The 20,833-nt window shown below is 40.2% G+C and carries 16 protein-coding genes and 1 rRNA gene; 4 read left to right on the forward strand and 13 right to left on the reverse strand.

The window, feature by feature from the left end:
* Nucleotide 1 precedes the first annotated feature (1 nt).
* Both BLR42_RS11990 and BLR42_RS11995 read right to left on the reverse strand, forming a co-directional pair.
* Nucleotides 2–889, reverse strand: coding sequence for a ParB/RepB/Spo0J family partition protein (locus BLR42_RS11990; protein ID WP_091869345.1), 888 nt, complete (start codon nt 887–889; stop codon nt 2–4).
* Between the two features lie 231 nt (nt 890–1,120).
* Nucleotides 1,121–2,314 carry an acetate/propionate family kinase gene (locus BLR42_RS11995; RefSeq protein WP_022760237.1) on the reverse strand — a complete coding sequence of 398 codons (1,194 nt, stop codon included), beginning with the start codon at nt 2,312–2,314 and terminating at the stop codon, nt 1,121–1,123.
* Nucleotides 2,315–2,343: 29 nt separating this feature from the next.
* Here BLR42_RS11995 and BLR42_RS12000 point away from each other — a divergent pair, with 29 nt between their 5' ends.
* On the forward strand, nt 2,344–3,636 hold the full coding sequence (locus BLR42_RS12000) for a nucleotidyltransferase (protein ID WP_091869347.1): 1,293 nt from the start codon (nt 2,344–2,346) through the stop codon (nt 3,634–3,636).
* Here the strand turns inward: BLR42_RS12000 and BLR42_RS12005 are convergent.
* Together BLR42_RS12005 and BLR42_RS12010 are read right to left on the reverse strand one after the other, a co-directional pair.
* Nucleotides 3,599–4,891 carry a hypothetical protein gene (locus BLR42_RS12005; RefSeq protein WP_091869350.1) on the reverse strand — a complete coding sequence of 431 codons (1,293 nt, stop codon included), beginning with the start codon at nt 4,889–4,891 and terminating at the stop codon, nt 3,599–3,601. The genes BLR42_RS12000 and BLR42_RS12005 overlap by 38 nt on opposite strands.
* Nucleotides 4,892–5,039: 148 nt before the next feature.
* A complete protein-coding gene (locus tag BLR42_RS12010) occupies nt 5,040–6,956 on the reverse strand; it encodes a GGDEF domain-containing protein (RefSeq protein WP_091869353.1) in 1,917 nt (638 codons plus the stop codon).
* A gap of 252 nt (nt 6,957–7,208) precedes the next feature.
* On the opposite strand from BLR42_RS12010, the gene BLR42_RS12015 reads away from it, so the two are divergent.
* Nucleotides 7,209–9,320 (forward strand): hypothetical protein, encoded by a 2,112-nt coding sequence (locus BLR42_RS12015; RefSeq protein WP_091869356.1) that lies wholly within the window; start codon nt 7,209–7,211, stop codon nt 9,318–9,320.
* A gap of 23 nt (nt 9,321–9,343) precedes the next feature.
* Nucleotides 9,344–9,520: a DUF6472 family protein gene (locus BLR42_RS22740; protein WP_022760242.1), complete on the forward strand. Its 177-nt coding sequence runs from the start codon at nt 9,344–9,346 to the stop codon at nt 9,518–9,520.
* A 5-nt stretch (nt 9,521–9,525) separates the two neighbouring features.
* On the opposite strand, the gene BLR42_RS12020 is transcribed toward BLR42_RS22740, so the two are convergent.
* The 7 genes from BLR42_RS12020 to BLR42_RS12050 all read right to left on the reverse strand — a co-directional run bounded on the left by BLR42_RS12020 (nt 9,526) and on the right by BLR42_RS12050 (nt 18,416).
* A complete protein-coding gene (locus BLR42_RS12020) occupies nt 9,526–10,398 on the reverse strand; it encodes a tyrosine-type recombinase/integrase (RefSeq protein ID WP_091869359.1) in 873 nt (290 codons plus the stop codon).
* A gap of 33 nt (nt 10,399–10,431) precedes the next feature.
* A complete protein-coding gene (locus BLR42_RS12025; RefSeq protein WP_091869362.1) occupies nt 10,432–11,724 on the reverse strand; it encodes a diaminopimelate decarboxylase in 1,293 nt (430 codons plus the stop codon).
* Nucleotides 11,725–11,797: 73 nt separating this feature from the next.
* A complete protein-coding gene (locus tag BLR42_RS12030; protein WP_091869365.1) occupies nt 11,798–12,472 on the reverse strand; it encodes a uracil-DNA glycosylase in 675 nt (224 codons plus the stop codon).
* Between the two features lie 18 nt (nt 12,473–12,490).
* Nucleotides 12,491–13,249, reverse strand: a complete 759-nt coding sequence (gene hisF, locus BLR42_RS12035) for an imidazole glycerol phosphate synthase subunit HisF (RefSeq protein WP_091869367.1) — start codon at nt 13,247–13,249, stop codon at nt 12,491–12,493.
* An 11-nt stretch (nt 13,250–13,260) separates the two neighbouring features.
* Nucleotides 13,261–13,866 carry an imidazole glycerol phosphate synthase subunit HisH gene (gene hisH / locus BLR42_RS12040; protein ID WP_026497363.1) on the reverse strand — a complete coding sequence of 202 codons (606 nt, stop codon included), beginning with the start codon at nt 13,864–13,866 and terminating at the stop codon, nt 13,261–13,263.
* Nucleotides 13,867–13,900: 34 nt separating this feature from the next.
* Complete coding sequence (locus BLR42_RS12045) at nt 13,901–17,362, reverse strand: midas domain-containing protein (RefSeq protein WP_091869369.1); 3,462 nt, start codon at nt 17,360–17,362, stop codon at nt 13,901–13,903.
* Nucleotides 17,363–17,507: 145 nt separating this feature from the next.
* Nucleotides 17,508–18,416 carry a chemotaxis protein gene (locus BLR42_RS12050; RefSeq protein WP_022760247.1) on the reverse strand — a complete coding sequence of 303 codons (909 nt, stop codon included), beginning with the start codon at nt 18,414–18,416 and terminating at the stop codon, nt 17,508–17,510.
* 293 nt (nt 18,417–18,709) lie between these two features.
* Here BLR42_RS12050 and BLR42_RS12055 point away from each other — a divergent pair, with 293 nt between their 5' ends.
* Entirely contained in the window at nt 18,710–19,837 is a 1,128-nt protein-coding gene (locus tag BLR42_RS12055) for a GGDEF domain-containing protein (protein ID WP_091869372.1), read from the forward strand.
* A 34-nt stretch (nt 19,838–19,871) separates the two neighbouring features.
* On the opposite strand, the gene BLR42_RS12060 is transcribed toward BLR42_RS12055, so the two are convergent.
* Together BLR42_RS12060 and BLR42_RS12065 are read right to left on the reverse strand one after the other, a co-directional pair.
* Entirely contained in the window at nt 19,872–20,396 is a 525-nt protein-coding gene (locus BLR42_RS12060) for a GNAT family N-acetyltransferase (RefSeq protein ID WP_091869375.1), read from the reverse strand.
* 167 nt (nt 20,397–20,563) lie between these two features.
* Nucleotides 20,564–20,833: ribosomal RNA gene (locus BLR42_RS12065) — 23S ribosomal RNA — on the reverse strand; the annotation flags it as partial.

Raw genomic sequence — 20,833 nt, forward strand, 5'->3', positions numbered from 1 at the left:
CTTATTCTTCCCCTTTAGTGTCAAATCCTTCAACTATGTTCATCACCATAGCTGACCACTCATTACTCTCTTTGCTTAACTCATATTGTTCGAAATCCTTTGTATCTTTAATAATCCGGACAACCTGTTCATTATCTATATTTATAGTTTCCTTATATTTCATTGTCATAAGCTCTTCGATATTCTTTTTTCGTTCCTCAATATTCCCAACCTTTCTTGCTGTACCTGTCACTATTCCATCTACCTTTGCAGAATATTTATTCAATAATTTCCTAATATATTCCATTGAGTAATACTCTGAAGTAAAAATCCATATATCATATCCTCTGATGCGAAGAAAATGAAATAATGCCGGTATTCCCAGACGGATTTTTTCCTCGAATTTATGCGAAAATAAAGATCGTTTCAAAACCTCGCAGTCTGAGCCTTCATCTGCAAACACAACCTCATCAAGATCAAAGGTTACTCTCTTTTGCCTGTTTGAATTTTTAAGCATTTTTCTTATATCATCTTCCTGTGTAAGGTTTACAATTTCTACAGGCACATTCTGTAGACCCGCATTTCTTGCAGCTGCCCACCTATGATGCCCATTAAGGATAAGATAACCGTCCGGTCTCACTTTTTCGACAACAATCGGCTCTGAAAATGGCATTAGCTCCTTTCTAAGGTTATCTCTGATCTTTTTTTCATATTCAGAAATAATCCTGAAGCTCGGCCCAATACTTTCTGAGCAAAACTCATCATCGGGATTGGGATGAAGGCTTGAACACGGTAGCTCTGTTATCAATAATCTTTCCCATCTGCCAGCTTTAATAGGGAAATAAACTCCCTTGTATTTTTTTATCTCACTTTTTATAAATTCCTTGAATTGATAATTTGTTTCCGCCATAAATAGTCCTTTTCCGGATACTTGATCATTCAAATATTCCGATAATTATCCATGATACATTTCACTATCCTTCATTAATTCTACTATTTTTGACTTCATAAAAATCTTAAATAAGCATAAATACCCCCGTAAATATGCATAAAAACTCCCGGCATGTTTTATCATGCCGGGAGCTCAAAAGATAATTCTTATTCCGTTTTATTTCGTTGTTCGTTTGTAAAAGATTATCAATTACTTACAAAGTTCATTTGTATCTCTTGCAATTGCAAGTTCCTCGTTTGTGGGAACAACAAGTACCTTAACCTTAGAATCAGATGTAGATACTTCTTTCTCTTTTCCATGAACTTCGTTGGCATCCTTGTCTATCTTTACTCCAAGGAAACCAAGTCTCTCACAAATGATATTTCTGACAAGAGGTCCGTTCTCACCGACACCTGCTGTGAAACAGATGCAATCCACGCCGTCCATAGCTGCTGCATATGAACCGATATACTTTGCTACTCTATAGCAGAAGGTGTTGATTGCACGAATACATCCCTTATCTCCATTGTTGTAACCATCCTCAAGATCTCTGAAGTCTGAGGAAACATCACCTGAAAGACCGTAAACACCGGACTTCTTATTGAGGATATTCTCTGCATCGGATACGTCGCATCCCTCTTTTTTCATAATAAATTCAACAACAGAAGGATCGATATCGCCGCTTCGCGTTCCCATGATAAGTCCTTCAAGAGGGGTAAGTCCCATTGAAGTGTCCACACACTTACCATTCTTAACTGCTGATACGGATGCGCCGTTACCGAGATGGCAAACGATGGTCTTAAGCTCACTGTAATCCTTGCCAAGCATTTCTGCTGCTCTCTTACTTACATATGAATGGCTTGTTCCGTGGAAACCATATCTGCGGATCTTGTACTTTTCGTAAAGTCCATAAGGAATTCCGTAGAGATAAGCCTCCTCGGGCATTGTCTGATGAAAAGCTGTATCAAATACGGCTACCATAGGAACACCGGGCATAGCCTTCTGACATGCTCTTATACCTATAAGATTTGCAGGATTGTGAAGAGGAGCCAGGTCAGAAACCTCTTCGATAGCTCTGATAACTTCCTCATCGATAACAACTGACTTGGTAAACTTCTCGCCGCCATGCACAATTCTGTGACCTACCGCACCTATCTCATCAAGTGATGCGATAACTCCTGTATCCTTATTTGTAAGTGCAGCTATTACAAGCTCAATAGCTTTGTTATGGTCCGGTATAGCAGTATCATTTGTAATCTTATCGCCATCACCGGGAGTAAATACAATCCTTCCGTCAATGCCGATTCTCTCACAAATGCCCTTTCCGAGTACCTGCTCTGTCTCTGAATCAATAAGCTGGAATTTAAGTGATGAACTTCCGCAATTGATAACCAGTATTTTCATTATGAAACCTCCATGATAATATATTTTTTATGAAGACTGTCGGAATCATTGCTGAATTTAATCCGTTTCACAAGGGACACGAATACCTGCTTCGGACTCTGAAAGAAGAGACCGGAGCTGATTATGCTGTCATTGTCATGAGTGGCGATTACACTCAGCGTGGTGCTCCAGCAATCCTCGATAAATATACAAGAACAAAAATGGCTCTCATGTCCGGAGCCGACCTTGTATTTGAATTGCCTATATATTATAGCACATCCAGCGCAGAATTTTTTGCAGGCGGTGCTGTTTCTGTTTTAAATAATCTTGGATGCATAGACTACCTTGGCTTCGGTTCTGAGTCAGCAGATCTTGATTCCATGAAAAAAGTGGCCCGCGTTCTTGCCGATGAGCCTGAAGAATTCAGTGCTCGTATAAAAGCATATATGAAAACCGGAATGAACTATGCTGCCGCCAGATCAAATGCCTTATCAGATTCCGCATCTGCCGATGGGACCGATAATATAAATTTATCCCTTATCTCTACTCCCAATGACATTCTTGGAACCGAATATATTAAGGCTCTTTTTCTGCAAAACAGCTCTATCAAACCTTATGCCATAAAAAGAGTCGGTGCATCCTATGATGATATGGGTATAAGTCCGGATGCAGAATATTTCTCATCAGCAAAAGCGATCAGAAACATTCTCGAAAACTGTGACCTCTCCTCAGAAGACTTCTCAGGAGCGCTTTCACAGTTTCCATCAGACATCAAAAATTATTTAGAAAGTTCTTACCCGGACGGAAATTTAAAAATTATTTCCGCCGATATTTTTTCCGAGCTTCTTCATTACAAGCTTATAAACGAAAAAGACTACGGTTTTGAGAAATATCTTGATGTAAGTCCTGATCTCTCTGATAAGATAACCGGAAAAATTCCAGAGTACACCTCTTTTTCAGATTTTACGGCACTTCTTAAATCAAAGGATCTTACCTATACCAGGATAAGCAGGGCTCTTTTGCATATTCTTCTTGGAATGACCACAGAAAAAATGTCTTTGTATTCACCCGATCGAAGCGCATTTACTTCCTATGCCCGCGTTCTTGGCTTTAGAAAAAGCGCCTCTCCTTTGCTGAAAAAAATACAGGAATGCTCCCGCATTCCTGTTATTTCCACGCTCTCTGATGCCTATAAGACACTTGATGAAAACGCCTATAGCTTGCTTAGTGAGACTATAGCCGCATCAAACATTTATGATCTTGTAAGAGGCATATCACCCATCAATGAGTATGCCAAAACGCCTGTTATTCAACCTTCTTGTACTGATAAGCATAGGGACTGAATCTCTGTACATAATCACTTCCAAGCAGTTCCTTCTCATCCACCTCGAACTCCAAAGCAGCATTTGATGACAAGTCACCTTTTTCCTGCGCTTCTTTTATCTTTTTAACATACTGTATATCATAACCAATTACTTTTGCCAGATATAATAAGCCGCCAAGTTCCTGGACATCATATTCTTCATAGGCAATCCTTGCCTTTTCTTCCAATTTCTCCTGGACTTTTGTTCTTGGCGATTTTTTTAGAACTTCAACAGCCATCAGGAAATATGTCTCATCAACATCTTCAAGGCATCTAAAAAGGAAATCCATTTCATCATATTTTGCCTGTTTCCCGATCACGCTAATAAGTCTGATTCCGTTACATACGCTAAACTCATTCTGATACTTCTCAAAATCCGTATAATAAGAAAGACTTACCTCTCCTTTTCCAATAGCCCTTACCACTCTGGCGATTTCAGCATCCGTAAGAACTCTCTCGAAGAAATCATCTCCGATTTTTCCGTCCTTATTACTGCTGCCGGCAATAGCTTTTTCCCACTGATAACGAACCATTCCCCAATCTGCCCTTGAAAGGTCTTTGCGAGGTCTGTCAAGAGCAGCCTCAAATCTAACTTCAGCTTTGCCGGGCATTGATTTATAATAGAAACCTCTGTCTTCAAAGAATTCCTCAATACCGGTACCTGCACTACGAAGTTTGCATCTTATAGGAAGCTTTATTATTGTTCCGTCAATAGCATATATTTCATTCTTTGTCTTATTGTATCCGCAGATCAGGTCTATAGGATAATACGCACCGAAAATACATACCCACTTATCATCTTCACTGACACGAATTATTCCAGACTTCTTCCCATTCGGGCGAATAAACGGATGAAATGAATGGTTTGATAGTATATGTTTTATCTGATATTCCCTATACATAGAGCTAAAATGAGGCATCGTTCCATAGCCGCTCACCACACTGTAATCATTCTCATCATTAACTTTTTCGTCATTGCAAACCTCACCGGATTCTTTTTCTTTTTTGTCAGCAATAAGAAAAAACCATAGTGTAAACATCGGAATCAAAAAGCATATTGATATTATTTCAACCTCTACACTATTTGTAATTTTTCCTAAAAAAAGCCCAAGTATATAAGAAGCTATGCCTGCAAATGCTTCAATCCCAAATATTCTTGTTATAATCTGAACACCTATCTTAAGCCTTTCCTCATTGTTTGCGTGTTCAGCCTGTTTTAATAATTTGTCGAACATTAAAAATACTCCATTCCACATATACAGGTTCAAATTACCTGTATAACATACAGTCCCCACGAACGAAGATTATATCAGAAAAAGAACATAATAAAAAGAGCTGCCAAAACAGCTCTTCTTACTCAAAGTCATAGTTTACAGTAACAATTCATCCCGCTGTAATCTGATCTGGGAATATCTCCGATGGCATCGGCTTAGCAAAGTAGAATCCCTGGATCATCTCGCAGCGAAGCTTTCTGATATAATCATATTGCTCCTGGGTTTCCACACCTTCAACAACGATCTGAAGGCCGAGTCTTTTAGCCATCTGGACAACAGATTCAAGAACAATAAGTCCTTTCTCACTGTTCTCAATATTCCTAAGAAAATACATATCTATCTTCACAATATCAAGGGGCATATCCTTAAACATATTGAGGTTAGAGTATCCGCTTCCAAAGTCATCCATCATGACGATGAATCCGTTTTCCCGCAGCTTCGTGAGCATGGTAATAATACTGTCGATATTATCATTGAATGCACTCTCAGTAAGCTCTATCTTAATCAGTTTATGATCGAGTCTGTATTTATCAACCGTAGCGATAATCTCTTCCACAATCCCATGGTGATCCACATCAACTCTTGAAAAGTTAACCGAAACCGGAACCACATCAACTCCCTGGTTGATCCATTCCCTCAAAATTCTGCATACTTCGTCAAGAACATATAAATCCAATTCCGTTATGAATCCGTTTTTCTCCAGTATCGGAATAAAATCTGCAGGATTGATCATCTGGTTTTTTGAATCAATCCATCTTACAAGAGCTTCCGCACTAACTCTTTCTCTGGTCATAGTGTCGCATACAGGCTGAAGATATACCTTAAACTCTCTGTCCTGAATAGCTCCCCTTACCCTCTGCTCCACAGATTTTCTATGCTCGTCCTCTCTCCTGATATCATCATCATAGAACGCAACATTGGTCTTAAAATTACCGGAAACCCATTTCAAGGCATATCCCGCATGATCAAGCATCTTGTTGATATCGGTATCGTCCTCTTCAAGTCTGTAAACGCCGGCATAGAAAGATACAGCATAATCAAGGCCGGTAAGAGGGTTTCTTATTGACTCAGACAAATCCGCTTTAGCTATTGTACTGATCGATAATTCTTCATCAGTAAGAACAGCAAAAGTATCTCCGCCTATTCTGCCGCATACTGCTTTATGATTTGCATTTTCAACGCATCTTTGTATGTTATCAGCAAGGAGCATCAGCACTCTGTCCCCATTCTCAAGTCCTGTGCGCTCATTAAGCTCCTGCATGTGATAGACCTGAACTTTGATCATTGCATAGCCATCCATTTTTTGCTTATGCATAAGTTCATCACAGGATCGAATAAATCCGGCTCTATTGTTTAGTCCTGTGAGCTCATCAACCGTAACGTCCACAAAACAGAAAACAACAATTGTCATGGCAACAGCAAGTGCAATGACAAGTCCTGTAAGTGACTGTTCCGGAAGGAAAGTCTGATAAATTAGGTTAAAAACCGTAATAATAAAAACAGTAATAAGAAGCCTTTTCCTTATGCGTCCAAGGTATCTGGAATGCCTTACAGCACAGACACCGACTGAGCTTGAACATACAAGATAATATATAGATGTCAGCCATGCTCCGGGTCCATGCTCATAAACCATAGTATTTCTGTCCATGGCAAAAAAGAGATCAAAGAAAATATTACCAAATGTAGCCAGACCTATCATCAGCGCAAGTCCGCCGTCCATGAACAGTCTGTTTATCTTTTCTCCACACAGTTCATAAAAATACTTTGTAGCACAATAAGGAATAAGGAACAGCACACAAAAATATGCCAGCAAAAGAATATATGTAACATAATAGGTTCGGGGATTTGCTATTTGAAGAAGAATAACTGTGGCAGAATCCAGAACATTATAGGCAATGGCGCACAAAATAAGAAGCTTTAGACTAAAACTAAAGTTCTTCATAAGCTTAGGACGAATCCATGCACATATTAAGCTTGTCATTAGTACCATTATACCGGCAACATCAAACTGATATGTAAACTGCATAAATAATCCTCAAAAGGAGCCTTCCTCATAAAACACAAAAGGAGAAATGATATACCCGAAAAGTACATCAACTCTCCTCCCTAGTGTTACTTTAAATATATATTTTTGAGGTCTATTTTTCAAGATTTTTTTAGCCCGTAAACCGCGATTTTCGTTAGATTTTGAAATATCTTTACCAAACTTTAATGAATTGCTATCAGTTTTTCGTTTATAATAATGATATGATGAAATTTTTCTTCAAAGAGGGGCAATATGGGACTAATAGCGTTAGCTAAAAATCAAGTATTACACAAATGCGGAGATAAGGTAGAAACCCTTGAGATTGTAGTAAAGGGTTCTGTTTACATAGCTATAGAAGGAGAATCCGTTGAAGTCGGAATTGGCGGAATTCTTGGTGTCGGAGAGCATCCGGGTGCTGAATACATCTATACCTATACAGCCAATGAAGAATCATCCGTTTTCTCATATCCTTTTGGTTCCATTGATGATATCTATAAAATAATTAGTTCCAACCCTAAAATTTCACCAATTTTGGCTGCGCAATCCGTCAAAACTGTAGTTTTATGCCTGGATAAGTTGGAAAATGATTTTTCGCAGGCAATACAAGACTATGAACAACTTGACACAGACAAAGCAGAATATCCTATGCTGGCAGTTTCCGTTGGGCTTGAGGTTGAAGACTTTCCAGATCTTGATAATGTTAAGCCACCCGTAAAATCACAGGCACTTACCGACTGGCAGGAAAAGTTTTACCGGACTCTTGCTGAAAACGAAGAATTACTAAAAAAGACCTGCTATGCAAGATCCGCTGATATTGCCAACGGTTTTATAATGAATGCTCTTGAGGCAATTTCATTTATAGCTGCATGCCGCGAGAAACTTACCGAATATAAAAAAGAATTCCAGAAACAGGTGGGGAAATTCCGCTCTACCATGCAGCTAATCAGGGCAAAATCCGCCGATATGAAGCGCAATGGTGCTGACGGCGCCATTACAGATATTGATATACAAGACGCACTCAATACCATCCTTGAGTATGCAGGCGCAGACGAAAAAGCAACCGAGAACTTCCGAAGAATTATAGGCGAATTCAAAAAAACTTCCTCAAGATATGATACATCGGATGAAAGCCGTGCTCTACGTCGAAGCGTAGCCGTCGACTACTATGCAATCTACACGGCTGCATTCCTTCGCAGCCTCAGTGATCCTGCTGTTCCGTCTGAAGTAATGATGTTTCTGATGTTCGGTTTTGTTGACGAGGAACTCGCAGGTCTTGAAAATACCAGGCAGCTCTATGCTCTTATGAAAACCTACAAACCCGATCCGAACGGGTATGTTATCACCGCTTATGAGTGGCTAAAAAAAATCTACAACATGGAGCTTGAACCCTCACGAAACGAATTCGATGAGGATTACTTTACCGCGCTTCGCACCTTAAAAACAAGCGGCGGTATTAACGAAGAACAGATGGAGGCCATGAAAAACGACCGAAACGAGCGTCTTAAATTTGAAATTAAGAACCTTCTTGCTCTCGGTAACAGAATGACCTACGGCAGGCCTTCCACCTTTGTGCCTGTATTTGATGCTGAAAATGTTACAAGACCTTTGGATGTAGCTTATGTAGATGCGAAAAAGATCAATGATTTTTATGACTATATCAGATCCATCGATTATTCAGTTTTTTGCAGGCAGGGAAGCTACTCCAATCCCGATATAGGTGTCACCCAGGTATTTATCGATGAAGATGTAACTCCATATATGATTCTGATGCCAAATGTCGGAAGCCGTGCCTCTCTATGGCAGGAAATCGAAGGAAAAAAGAGAAATACCCCTGCCAGATTTATCATCTCAATTTTCAACACAGAAACTTTCGAAGATGTTATGATACGTCTATGCGGTGAATTTCGCTGGGAGATGTGCAAAACAGAGCAGGGCGTGCACTGGAACGATGTCACGGATCCTTCTCTCACATCCATGTTCTGTGATTACCTTCAGTTCTATAAGAAGAACCACTCTCTTTCAACTGAAATGAAAGAAAAGATAAAAACTGACTTAAAGAAAAACAGCAACAACTATAAGAACGTTTTTGTCGGGGAATACATGAATTATCTGAAATTTGAAGCAAACGCATCACCAAGGCTTAATAAAATTTCAAGAGAAATCATATTTACTTACTGCCCATTTTCAAAAGAACTTCGTGAAAAACTAATGGACAACCCTCAGTATGGTGAGCTTGTCAAAAAGCATGTCTCACATCATAATGGTCTAATGAGGCCTATTGCCAATATGATCAGAAAGATCAAAACCGAAGGCAATGAGGTTCCTCAGATTCTGTATGACCAGTATGAATTTTTACAGAAATAGCTTTTATTGAAAGGATTACATATATGCAGACACGCTGCGATGAATGTACTTACTACGAATATGATGAGGACGATGAAGCATACTACTGCGGAGTCAACATGGATGAAGACGACTATGCCAGACTTATGGGCAATTCAAAAAGTGAATGCCCCTTCTATCGGAATAATAACGAATATGAAGTAGTAAAGCATCAGATGTAGAACTTTTAATGAGTTCTGTCATAGACATCTCTTATATAATCACGATTTTCTCTGGCATATCTGTTCGTTGAAACTGGACTTACATGCCCCATCATCATCTGAACCGCCTCAATGTCAGCTCCTCTTTCAACAAGATGAGCTGCAAAACTGTGACGCAGTGCCTCGGGAGTTATCGGAACCTTTATATCTGCCTGCTGGGCATAGCTTTTAACAAGCTTCCATACTCCCTGTCTACTCATTGCTTCTCCCTTATAATTTATGAAAAGAAGTTCTTCGTCAGTTCTGTTAATCAGATGGCGTCTCCCATCCTGCAGATATCTTGATAAAACTGCTTTCGTTCTCTTATCAAAAGGAATTATTCTTTCCGTCTTATTGTTTTTACAAAGAATATTACCAATCTGCATATCAAGCTGGGATACTTTCACTGTCACCAGCTCGGAAACCTTGATTCCGGTAGCATACATAAGCTCAAGCATCGCTGAATCTCTCTGCCCTTTTGCAGTTCTGACATCAGGCATGCCAAGGAGATCCTCCACCTGCTTTCTTGTGAGCACATTTGCTTTGGGAAGTTCTACCTTAGGTGCAACAAGGTTTTCAGACGCATCTATAGTCACTCTTTCAATTTTCACCAAATGCTTGAACAGTGCCTTTATTGAAACTATATTTCTTGCGATAGTCGAAGGAGAATAGCCTTTCTCTTTTAATCTGTCCAGATGGTCTTTAAGAACCTTTTCGGAAATCTTCGCCACATCGGTTATTCCCAGTTCGCTTACATAACTCTGAAGTTTATCCAGATCGCATTTGTAAGATTTGAGAGTGTTATGGCTCATACTCCCCGACTCTTTGCAATCATTTATAAAACTATCTATTTCAGTCATATCACATTACTCTGACCCGCAGCGTATCCTGGATCACTCAAATTCCTTAAGTATTTTATCAAGTTCGGCAAATTCAGGCAGACAATCAAATGTAGCAAAATAATCTCTCGGTGTCTGCGCTCTTCTTATAAGCTCTACGCTTCCATCCTCTTTGAGTAAAAGCTCCGAGCACCACAGTTTTCCGTTGTAGTTATAACCCATTGCAAATCCGTGGGCTCCGGCATCATGAATAAATAGATAATCTCCCATATCTATCTTGGGAAGTTTTCTGTCTATAGCAAATTTGTCGTTATTCTCGCAAAGAGATCCGGTAACATCATATACATGATCAGCCTCTGCATTCTCTTTTCCGAGAACCGTGATATGGTGATAAGCACCATACATGGCGGGTCTCATAAGATTAACCGCACAAGCATCCACTCCTATATATTCCTTGTAGATATGCTTTTCGTGAATTGCCTTTGTAACAAGGGCGCCATAAGGTCCGAGCATGAATCGACCCATCTCGGTATAAATAGCAACATCACCCATTCCTGCAGGTGTAAGAATTTTTTCGTACTCTCTTCTTACGCCTTCACCGATAGCAGCTATATCATTGCCCTCCTTATCGGGTTCATAGGGAATGCCTACGCCGCCTGAAAGATTGATAAAGCTTATATCTGCACCGGTCTCTTTTTCAAGCTCCACAGCAAGTTCAAATAGACCTGCAGCCAGTGTCGGATAATATTCGTTTGTAACCGTATTACTTGCAAGAAATGCATGAATACCAAAATGCTTAACGCCTTTTTCTTTAAGCATCTTAAAGCTCTCGAAAAGCTGCTCCTTAGTCATTCCATACTTGGAATCCCCGGGATTGTCCATGATTCCGTTACTCATCCTGAATACTCCGCCCGGATTATATCTGCAGCTGATGGTCTCCGGAAGCTTGCCTCCAAGTGCTTCTTCAGCAAATTCAATATGTGTTATATCATCAAAATTTATGATACCGCCGATTTTTGCAGCATATACAAACTCCTCGGCGGGTGTGTCATTTGAAGAGAACATTATGTTTTCTCCGCAGGCACCGGTTGATTTACTTAGCATAAGTTCTGTAATAGAAGAACAGTCAAAGCCGCAACCCTCACTCTGCAGAAGCTTCATAAGGACCGGATTCGGCGTAGCCTTAACGGCAAAGTACTCACGAAAGCCTTTATTCCATGAAAAAGCTTTCTTCACTGCTCTGGCATTTTCCACTATTCCTTTTTCGTCATATAAATAAAACGGTGTTGGGTATTTCTGTACAATGTCTTCGACTTGTGCTTTGTTTACGAACGGTTTTTTCATAATATCCTCCTGTTTTTGAATTCACTTTACTACGTTATCACGAAAAAGTGTGCCTGTCTATCTAAATTTTAAAGCTTTACAGGTTTTCTATCTGCCAGTCAATGGGTTCAAGCCCATTTGCAGTAAGAAATTCATTACACTTTGAGAAATGTCTGCATCCAAAAAATCCCCTGTAAGCAGAAAGCGGACTTGGATGAGGTGCTGTCAATATGAGCTGTTTGGGATTATTAAGCATCTGCGCCTTACTCTGAGCCGGCTTACCCCAGAGCATGTAAACTATAGGCCTGTCCTGTTCATTTAATGCACGTATGATTGCATCTGTGAACTGTTCCCAGCCCCTTCCCTTATGCGAATTGGCTGCGTGAGCCCTAACCGTAAGAACGGTATTAAGTAGAAGCACTCCCTGATCCGCCCATTTTTTCAAATATCCGTTGTTTGGAACATAACAACCCAAATCCTCATGAAGTTCATTATAAATATTCACAAGTGATGGAGGAATGTCCTGACCCGGCTGAACTGAAAATGACAATCCATGCGCCTGTCCCGGTTCGTGGTAAGGATCCTGTCCCAGTACAAGAACCTTCACATTTTGTAGCGGAGTAAGATGAAGTGCATTAAAAATATCATCCGCAGGTGGATAGATCACCTTCGAATGATATTCATCCAAAACAAATTTATATAATTTCTTATAGTAATCCTTACTGAACTCCGGCTTAAGTGCCAGTTGCCAGTCATTAGCTATCATTGGCATGTTAGTCACATCCTTTCATCAGAGTCTCACAGAGACTCCTTTCTCATGGAGATATTTCTTAACCTGTGATATTTCAAGCTCCTTGTAGTGAAAAAGAGAAGCCGCCAATGCCGCATCAGCGCCGCCCTTTGTAACCGCTTCGTAAAAGTGTTCGCAACTTCCTGCACCTCCTGATGCAATAACAGGAATTGATACAGAATCAGCAACAGCTCTTGTAAGCTCGAGGTCATAGCCCTCCTTGGTTCCATCTCCGTCCATACTCGTTAAAAGAATTTCCCCTGCGCCCCTCTTTTCAGCTTCTATTGCCCACTTGATGGCATCCAGACCTGTATCTATTCTTCCACCGTTTTTATATACATTGAAGCCGCCATTTTCATTTCGTTTTGCATCAATTGCCACAACAACACATTGTGATCCGAATTTCTCTGCAGACTCAGTAACAAGCTCAGGTCTGTTGATCGCAGCAGAATTAACAGCAACCTTATCAGCGCCTTCCCTAAGTACCGCTCTCATATCATCTACACTTCTTATTCCGCCGCCAACCGTAAACGGAATAAAAATCTGCTCCGCCACTTTTCTCACAAGATCTACTACTGTATTTCTGGCATCCGAAGTTGCTGTTATATCCAGGAAAACCAGTTCATCTGCTCCCGCCTCGGAATATGCCTTTCCAACTTCAACCGGATCACCTGCATCTCGCAGCTGAACAAAATTTATACCTTTAACAACTCTTCCGTCATTTACATCAAGACATGGAATAATTCTTTTAGTAAGCATATTATATCCTCTCAAACTTTAAGGAAATTCCTGAGAATTTCCATTCCCACTTCAGCACTTTTTTCAGGATGGAACTGACAGGCAAAAACATTGCCTTTTTCAACTGATGCATCAACAGTCACTCCATATTCAGTAGTCGCTGTCACTATACTCTTATCAGCAGCATCAAGATAATAGGAATGTACAAAATAGACATAAGAGTCTTCATCAATTCCTTCAAACAGCTTTCCCTTATTGGGATATTTCAGATTGTTCCATCCAATCTGTGGTACCTTCAGGCCATTGTTATCGGGAATCCTTCTAATTTTCCCCGGTAAAATGGAAAGGCCTGAAACTCCTTCCGATTCCTCACTTGAATCAAAAAGAAGCTGCAAGCCCAGGCAGATTCCCATAAACGGAGTACCGCTACCGGCAACGGTGCGGATTACATCCGTAAGGTTATATTCATTTAGCTTTTTCATTGCGTCACCAAAAGCGCCGACCCCGGGAAGAATCACGCGATCTGCTCTCATAATCTCTCCGGGATCTCTAGTGACACAAATATCGGTTCCCAAATACTTAAAAGCATTCTCAACGCTTTTAATATTTCCTGCATCATAATCAATTACAGCCAGCATACGACAATATCTCCAATTGTGGATTTCGACATCATCACTCTGACTTTGGCATAATCTTTTCTATGGAACCTGTAATTTCCATTATGCGCTTTGTGTAATCCTTCTTGCCCTCAATGGCATTTAGTTCCTCGATATCTTGTGCGCTTAATCCATATACAGACGTGAGTGCCGATTCGATATTAGCATACACGCTTTGAACCTCGCCTGCAACCTGAAACTCTTCTGCCTCAGTTTCTATTTCATGTTTCTTTTTCATTCCGATAAGCAGAATATCCAGCGCTTCGTCCTCCATATTCATCGCTTTAAATCTTTCATATGAATCGAAATAATAGTTAGCGCCGGCGATTACTCTTGCCTTATGATACTTAAGCGTTTGCTCCTCATTCAGTTTTTTTCCGTAAAGAAGCTTATATGCCGTTGCATAATCAGCCTTCTCAAAAGCTTTATTCGCCCTGCTCATTATAATTCTTCCCGGAAGAAGAATTGCGGGCAGACAACAAAGCAAACCTATGCTAAAAGCAAACAACATGGAAATTGCAACCTTCTTGGGAGCAAGTGCCTTTTCAGGCGCACCGTCGTCCGGTTTGGGCTTCTTTTCCTTCTTGGGTTTCGGAGGTTTTTCTTTCTTGGGCTTCTTTTCCTTCGGCGGCTTTTCCTTCTTTGGCTTCTTTTCTTTTTTCTTCTTTTCCTTCTTTGGCTTTTTGCCGTCTTCAGCTGCCAGTTCATCAAGTACCTGCTGATTCTCATCAGTCAGACTGGCAAGTTCGTCTTCCTCTGATTTAGGATTGAGATCCTCATCAGTTTGCGTTATAACTTTGAAAAGTGCAGCAAATATTAGGAAAATAAGCGGCGGCCTTTTCTTCTTTTTCTTTTCGCTCTCTTCGCCCTCAGCCGGTTCTTCTCCGCCCATCCTAAGGGCAATCTCATCATAATCTCCGCCATTATCATTGACTTCATCGGGATCCGGAATATCATCCGAAAAGCCTATCTCATCAAAGGCTTCCTCGCCCATGGATTCCAGAATATCATCAGGATTTACCTCTTCTCCGGCATCCATACCACCATCAGACAAAGCTTCATCGCTACCCATATCATCAAGGCTTATCTCATCGGCGCCACCGCCTTCCTTTTCGTCGATATGAGCAGTGTTTTCCATATCCTCAACGTCATCACTGGCAAGACTGTTCATTATTGCATCGAGATCGGGCATCTCAACGTCCGCAGGCTCGCTTCCTTCAGCTGCCTGATCTCCACCAAGATCTTCCAGCATACTGTCGAGATCCATATCCGCTCCGATGTCTTCATCCTCAGCTGTTTCGTCTCCGACATCTTTTAATAAATCATCGAGCTCTGCGCTCATGGACTCAAAATTGACATCCGAATCATCTGCCTCTGCATCGCCCTCTTCGCTCTTGCTCATAGCATCTGCAAAGTCCGCAACTGCATCCTCCAGAGCAGCCTCATCTATCTCTGATGTTTCGCTTGCAGCTTCCTCTGAAATATCCATGTCCTCCAGAGAAATATCCTCCAAAGCTTCTGCATCTTCCATTGCTGCTTCGGATTCTTCCGTAGCTTCACCGGACTGTCCTATATCATCCAAGGATATTTCATCCATTGCTGCAGGCTCTCCAGCAGGCTCTCCAGCAGCCTCTCCAGGCTCACCTACATCATCCAGTGATATTTCATCCATTGCTGCAGTATCCTCTGTAGATCCTTCAGGCTCACCAATATCATCAAGCGATATCTCTTCTGCAATCGCACCATCTTCAGTTGGTTCCATGCTTTCCGCTAATTCATTTTCTTCCATGCTAATTACATCTGATGCATCGTCGCCTTCGTCTGCCATATCAGAATCCAGTGAAAGATCTGCATCTGTCATTTCATCTGAGGGCTCGGTCATCATTTCTCCCTCTGGAATATTTATATCATCAAGCGTAAGCTCTGACTCCTCTAAAAGACTTTCCTCCCCGCCTTCGTTTACTATAGCCTCAAGTGATGCCGCATCTTCACTTAGATCCGCCATCATATCATCCAATGATGCTTCACCCTCGCCGCTGTCAGAAGAGACTTCACTGTTACCATCAAGCATACCTTCAATATCAAGCATCTCCTCAGATATTGCATCTTCAGATTCAACAGCAGGTATCTCCAGTTCTTCAAGGTTATTATCTTCAGTCGTATTCTCTGCGCTGCTACCTAAAACCTCCTCCGGTGTCGAATGCATCATCTCATCCAAGATATCTTCAGTGGATTGTTTTGCATCCGTTATCTCGCTTTCTTCCTCCAAAAACTCATCCGCAATAGGAATCTCCGGCGCTACCTCAAGTAGTGCATCAGCTGAATCCTCTGGTATCTCCATAGCAACCTCGCCCATGAGGTCATCTACAGATCCAATAGTCTCCTCTTGCGAAGGCGCTGTTTCTGCTATGTCTGCTGGTTCTGCTTCAGCCAGCCCTTCTGCAGGCAGTTCTATATCTGCTGATATGTCCATTTCTGAAGGCATTTCAATCTCTGACGGCGCATCAATTTCTGCAGGGACCTCAATCTCCGCCGACATGTCCATCTCTGCAGGGACCTCAATCTCCGCCGACATGTCCATCTCTGCCATCATCTCTTCTATGTCTTCGGAAGACACATCTTCTTCAGATGATTGAGCTGCTGCCTGTTCAGCTTCTTCTGCCTTTTCCATCTCAACCATCAGTTTCTCGATATCTTCCGCTGACATATCTTGTGATGGAGCTGTTTCTTCTACACTAGGTACTTCCTCAAGTGACGGTATTTCTTCTGTTAGTATAGGTTCCTCTACACTAGGTATTTCCTCCTGTACAGGTATTTCTTCTGTTGATACTGCTTCCTCTACATTAGGTATTTCCTCGAGTACCGGTATTTCTTCTGTTGGTACTGCTTCCTCTACCGCAGGCTCCTCGACTTCTGTCATCATGCCCATCTCAGCCATCATCTTGTCTATGTCATCCAAAGGCATTTCTTCTGATGATGGTATTTCTTCAACAGCAGGTATATCCTCAAGTATCGGAATATCTCCTGCTGTCGCAGGCTCTTCTAAACCGGATACTTCATCTATTTCAGGCACTTCATCAGTTTCTGCAGGTACTTCATCGAGTTCAGGTATTTCCTCCGCCAAGGCTTCAGCTCTTGCAATAGCTTCGTCCAATGCAAGCTCATCCGCATCTTTTTCATAGCCTTCCGGAACTTCATCCCCAACCTTATATTTATGTAAAGTCTCATCTGCAGGCGCACTGATAGCATCCAGAACCTCTGTCATTCCTGAATCCAAAAGCTCTCCGCCATCCAGTTTTTCAAGCATCTGTCCAATTTCATTTAAATCATCATTCTCGGAGGAATAACCTATAGCCTCGTTTAAATCAGCATCATCGGAATGGTGTTGATTGGTTTTAGTCTTAGCTATTCCCGAACCGGAATTATTTGTCAATGAATGTAAAAGATTGTCCAAATACTCTTCATTTTTTGAATTCATGTTACTTACTCCCCAAGAAACCAGACTTCTAAAAGTCTATAAAACCCTCACCAAAATTATAAAACTCCCTTCATTGTAGCAGTCATTGAAAATTGATTTTCATAACTGAAGCAATAAAGGGAGTTATCATTCACATCATATATCTTTATTTGGCATCGCCATCAGCATGAACAAGTTCATCAATTACAGCTACCAAATTACCGATTTCCGGCTTCGAGAGCTGTCTGTCGGCTCCAAGTGACTCTCCTTTTCTTCTCATTTCCTCGTTTACAAGAGATGAGAAAATAATAAGCGGAATCTGCTTCGTGTCATCGTCACTCTTTACGAGCTTAGTCAAGCGGTGTCCATCCATGATCGGCATCTCAATATCGGTAATAATACATTTAACCTTATCAAGCTGACCTCTGTCCTTGCAGCCTTTGACATAATCCCATGCCAGTTTTCCATTTTCGAAATGACGTACATTATCATATCCGGCTTTCTTAAGGGAATCAACAATCAACTTGTTAAGCAGCTGTGAATCCTCGGCCAAAACGATCGGAATTTCGTTTCTTTGTCTTGTTCCAATATCTGTGAGCTGAGCCACATTAAGACCGGTATTAGGATTGATGTCAGATACGATTTTCTCGAAATCAAGGATAATAATCAGTCGTTCTTCAAGTTTGATGATACCGGTGGAAATACTCTCCTCAGCCTTTGAAATTGTGGCATTGGGCTTAATGATATCTGCCCAGGATACTCTGTGAATACCTACAACAGCGTCAACATGGAACGCAATGTCCAGCTTATTGAAGTTCGTAATTATAAAAAGTCCGCCGGGCTTAGATGCACCTCTCTGAAGACAATTACGTAAATCGATTGCAGTTATCATAGTATCGCGGGGCATAAATATTCCTTCAATACTTGGGTGAGCATTCGGAACAGGCGTCACTTCCTGATATACAATAATTTCCTTAATCTTTGCAACGTTTATTCCATAGCAATGATCATCAATTCTAAACTCTAAGACTTCAAGTTCGTTTGTACCATTTTCAAGCAAGATTTTTGATTCCATATTTTCACCTCACGCTTTGAAAAAAGAAACTGCAATCACTTAATAAACAAACTAAAAACCGATTGAATATATATTTAATATCCTAATTCAGTATAGCATATACTTTTTGAAAATAAATAGAAAAAACAAAAAAGAAAGCCGAATTGACTGTCTTTTAAGAATCTGTTTATAAGTATTTTAGAAACTTAAGAAGTTGTCTAGTTTTTAACTCTTTTGTTAATGTTATAATCTAATAAATATATTATTTTTCGTTTTTTAATTTGCCTTTATATAATTCCTTTTGGAGGAATTTTATGAATATTGTTGCTATAGCAGTCACAGACTACATAGGAATAATACTTCTGATAGCTTTATTAATCAGTAGTCGCTTCAGGCGTGTAGAGGATCAATTGGATCTTAAGATTTTCTCTAACATAGCCATCCTTACTTTGATTTCCTGTTTTGTGGATTTTGTTGCCTTTTATTCGGATGGAAAGCCCGGAATGGCTTGGAGAATTATATGCCTTCTTGCGAATTCCTTCTGTTTTATCGCCAATCCGATCTTTGTTTTCTGCTGGTGCCTTTATGTGGACTACAAATTATATCATTCTCTTGAAAGGTATAAAAAGATATATATTTATGCATCTATTCCGGCTGTACTAATGCTCCTAATAGTTATAATTAATCTTTTCCTTCCTATAATTTTTTATATGGATTCAAATAATTATTATATCCGAATGCCTCTTAGTTATTTCTATTATCTGGTAGACACCGGATATATTCTCTTCAGTATTATTGTTCTTAGTAAATATCAAAAGAAATATGGAAAAGTACGATTTTTCCCTATATATCTAATGGTTGGACCTATTGCTCTGGGCTGCGCTTTGCAATTACTTTTCTATGGTGTATCTCTTATCTGGGTATCGCTTGCAATAGGTATCACCGCTATTTATATGTCAATTCAAAACGAGTTTTCGTACCTAGATGCACTTACCGGCCTTTATAACCGTGCCTATCTGTTTTATAAAGCTGAAACTTTTAATAGATATTCAAATATCGGTGGAATCATGATTGATGTGGATTATTTTAAATCCATAAATGATACTTACGGTCATTCTGCCGGTGATAAAGCACTGATTGACGTTGCAAAAATACTAATCAGGAGTAAGCCCGAAGATTCTCTGCTGATCAGGTATGCCGGTGATGAATTCATGCTCATTGTCTATGAAACAACACCTGAGAGATTAAATAAAATCATGGCATCCATAAATGAACAGATCACCACTTATCAAAAAAAACATAGTCGACCATATACTCTGTCTCTATCACTTGGCAGCAGTATGTATGATCAGGAAAACGAAACTCTCGACAGCTTTTTCAAAAAAATGGACAATGCCATGTATGAGGCAAAGGAGAAGAATCACAAAAAAGACAGAGCTTAAGTGCCATGTCTTTTTTACGCTTGGTTCAAAACACTTACAGATTGTGAGAACCAATCAGTTTTTCCATCCATATCATGTTATACCATTTATCAAACTTATAACCACATTTATGAAATCTTCCGACTGTCTCAAATCCAAGATGCGAATGAAATTCTTCACTGTTTCTATTTAAGTACTGATCAATTTCAATAGGATCACCTATGCATGCATATAGGTTTTCGATTCCCATTTCAGTAAGTCTGGCTTCAAGAGCCTCATATAAAGCTCTGCCATATCCCTTCTTCTTTGAATCTTTATCGAGATAAATAGTCAGTTCACAGGATTTATCATAAGCAGCTCTATCTTTAAATGTATTTGCATAAGTATATCCATATATTTCTCCATCTTCTTCAATAACAAGATACGGATATTTTTTTGTAATATTTTGTATACGGCCAGAAAATTCCTCTATTGATGGAATATCATATTCGAAAGTAATTGCTGTATTTTCTACATAATATCCATATATTTCCAACAAGCGTTTTGCATCTTCTATTTTTACATCTCTTACTATATACATATTTTATATTCACTCCCTTAATCACAAAACTCGTTACAGTATATCAGATTATATTTTTATATACAAAAAAAGATAGTCATAATGACTATCTTACAAAATATCTGTACCTTCAAAACCGAACACTGAATACTCATCTTAAATCCATTTCTCTCTGTTCTATATCCTTTTTGGACAAGCCCTCGACCTATTAGTACACATCAGCTGAACATGTTACCATGCTTACACCTTGTGCCTATCTACCTCATAGTCTCTAAGGGGTCTTACTGCCGAAGCAGGGATATCTCATCTTGAGGGGGGCTTCACGCTTAGATGCCTTCAGCGTTTATCCCTTCCGGACTTGGCTACCCAGCCTTATGCATCTGGCGATGCAGCTGATACACCAGCGGTCCGTCCATCCCGGTCCTCTCGTACTAAGGACAGCTCCTCTCAGATATCCT

This window comes from Butyrivibrio sp. INlla16 (genome assembly GCF_900104155.1).
Classification (GTDB): Bacteria; Bacillota; Clostridia; order Lachnospirales; family Lachnospiraceae; genus Butyrivibrio.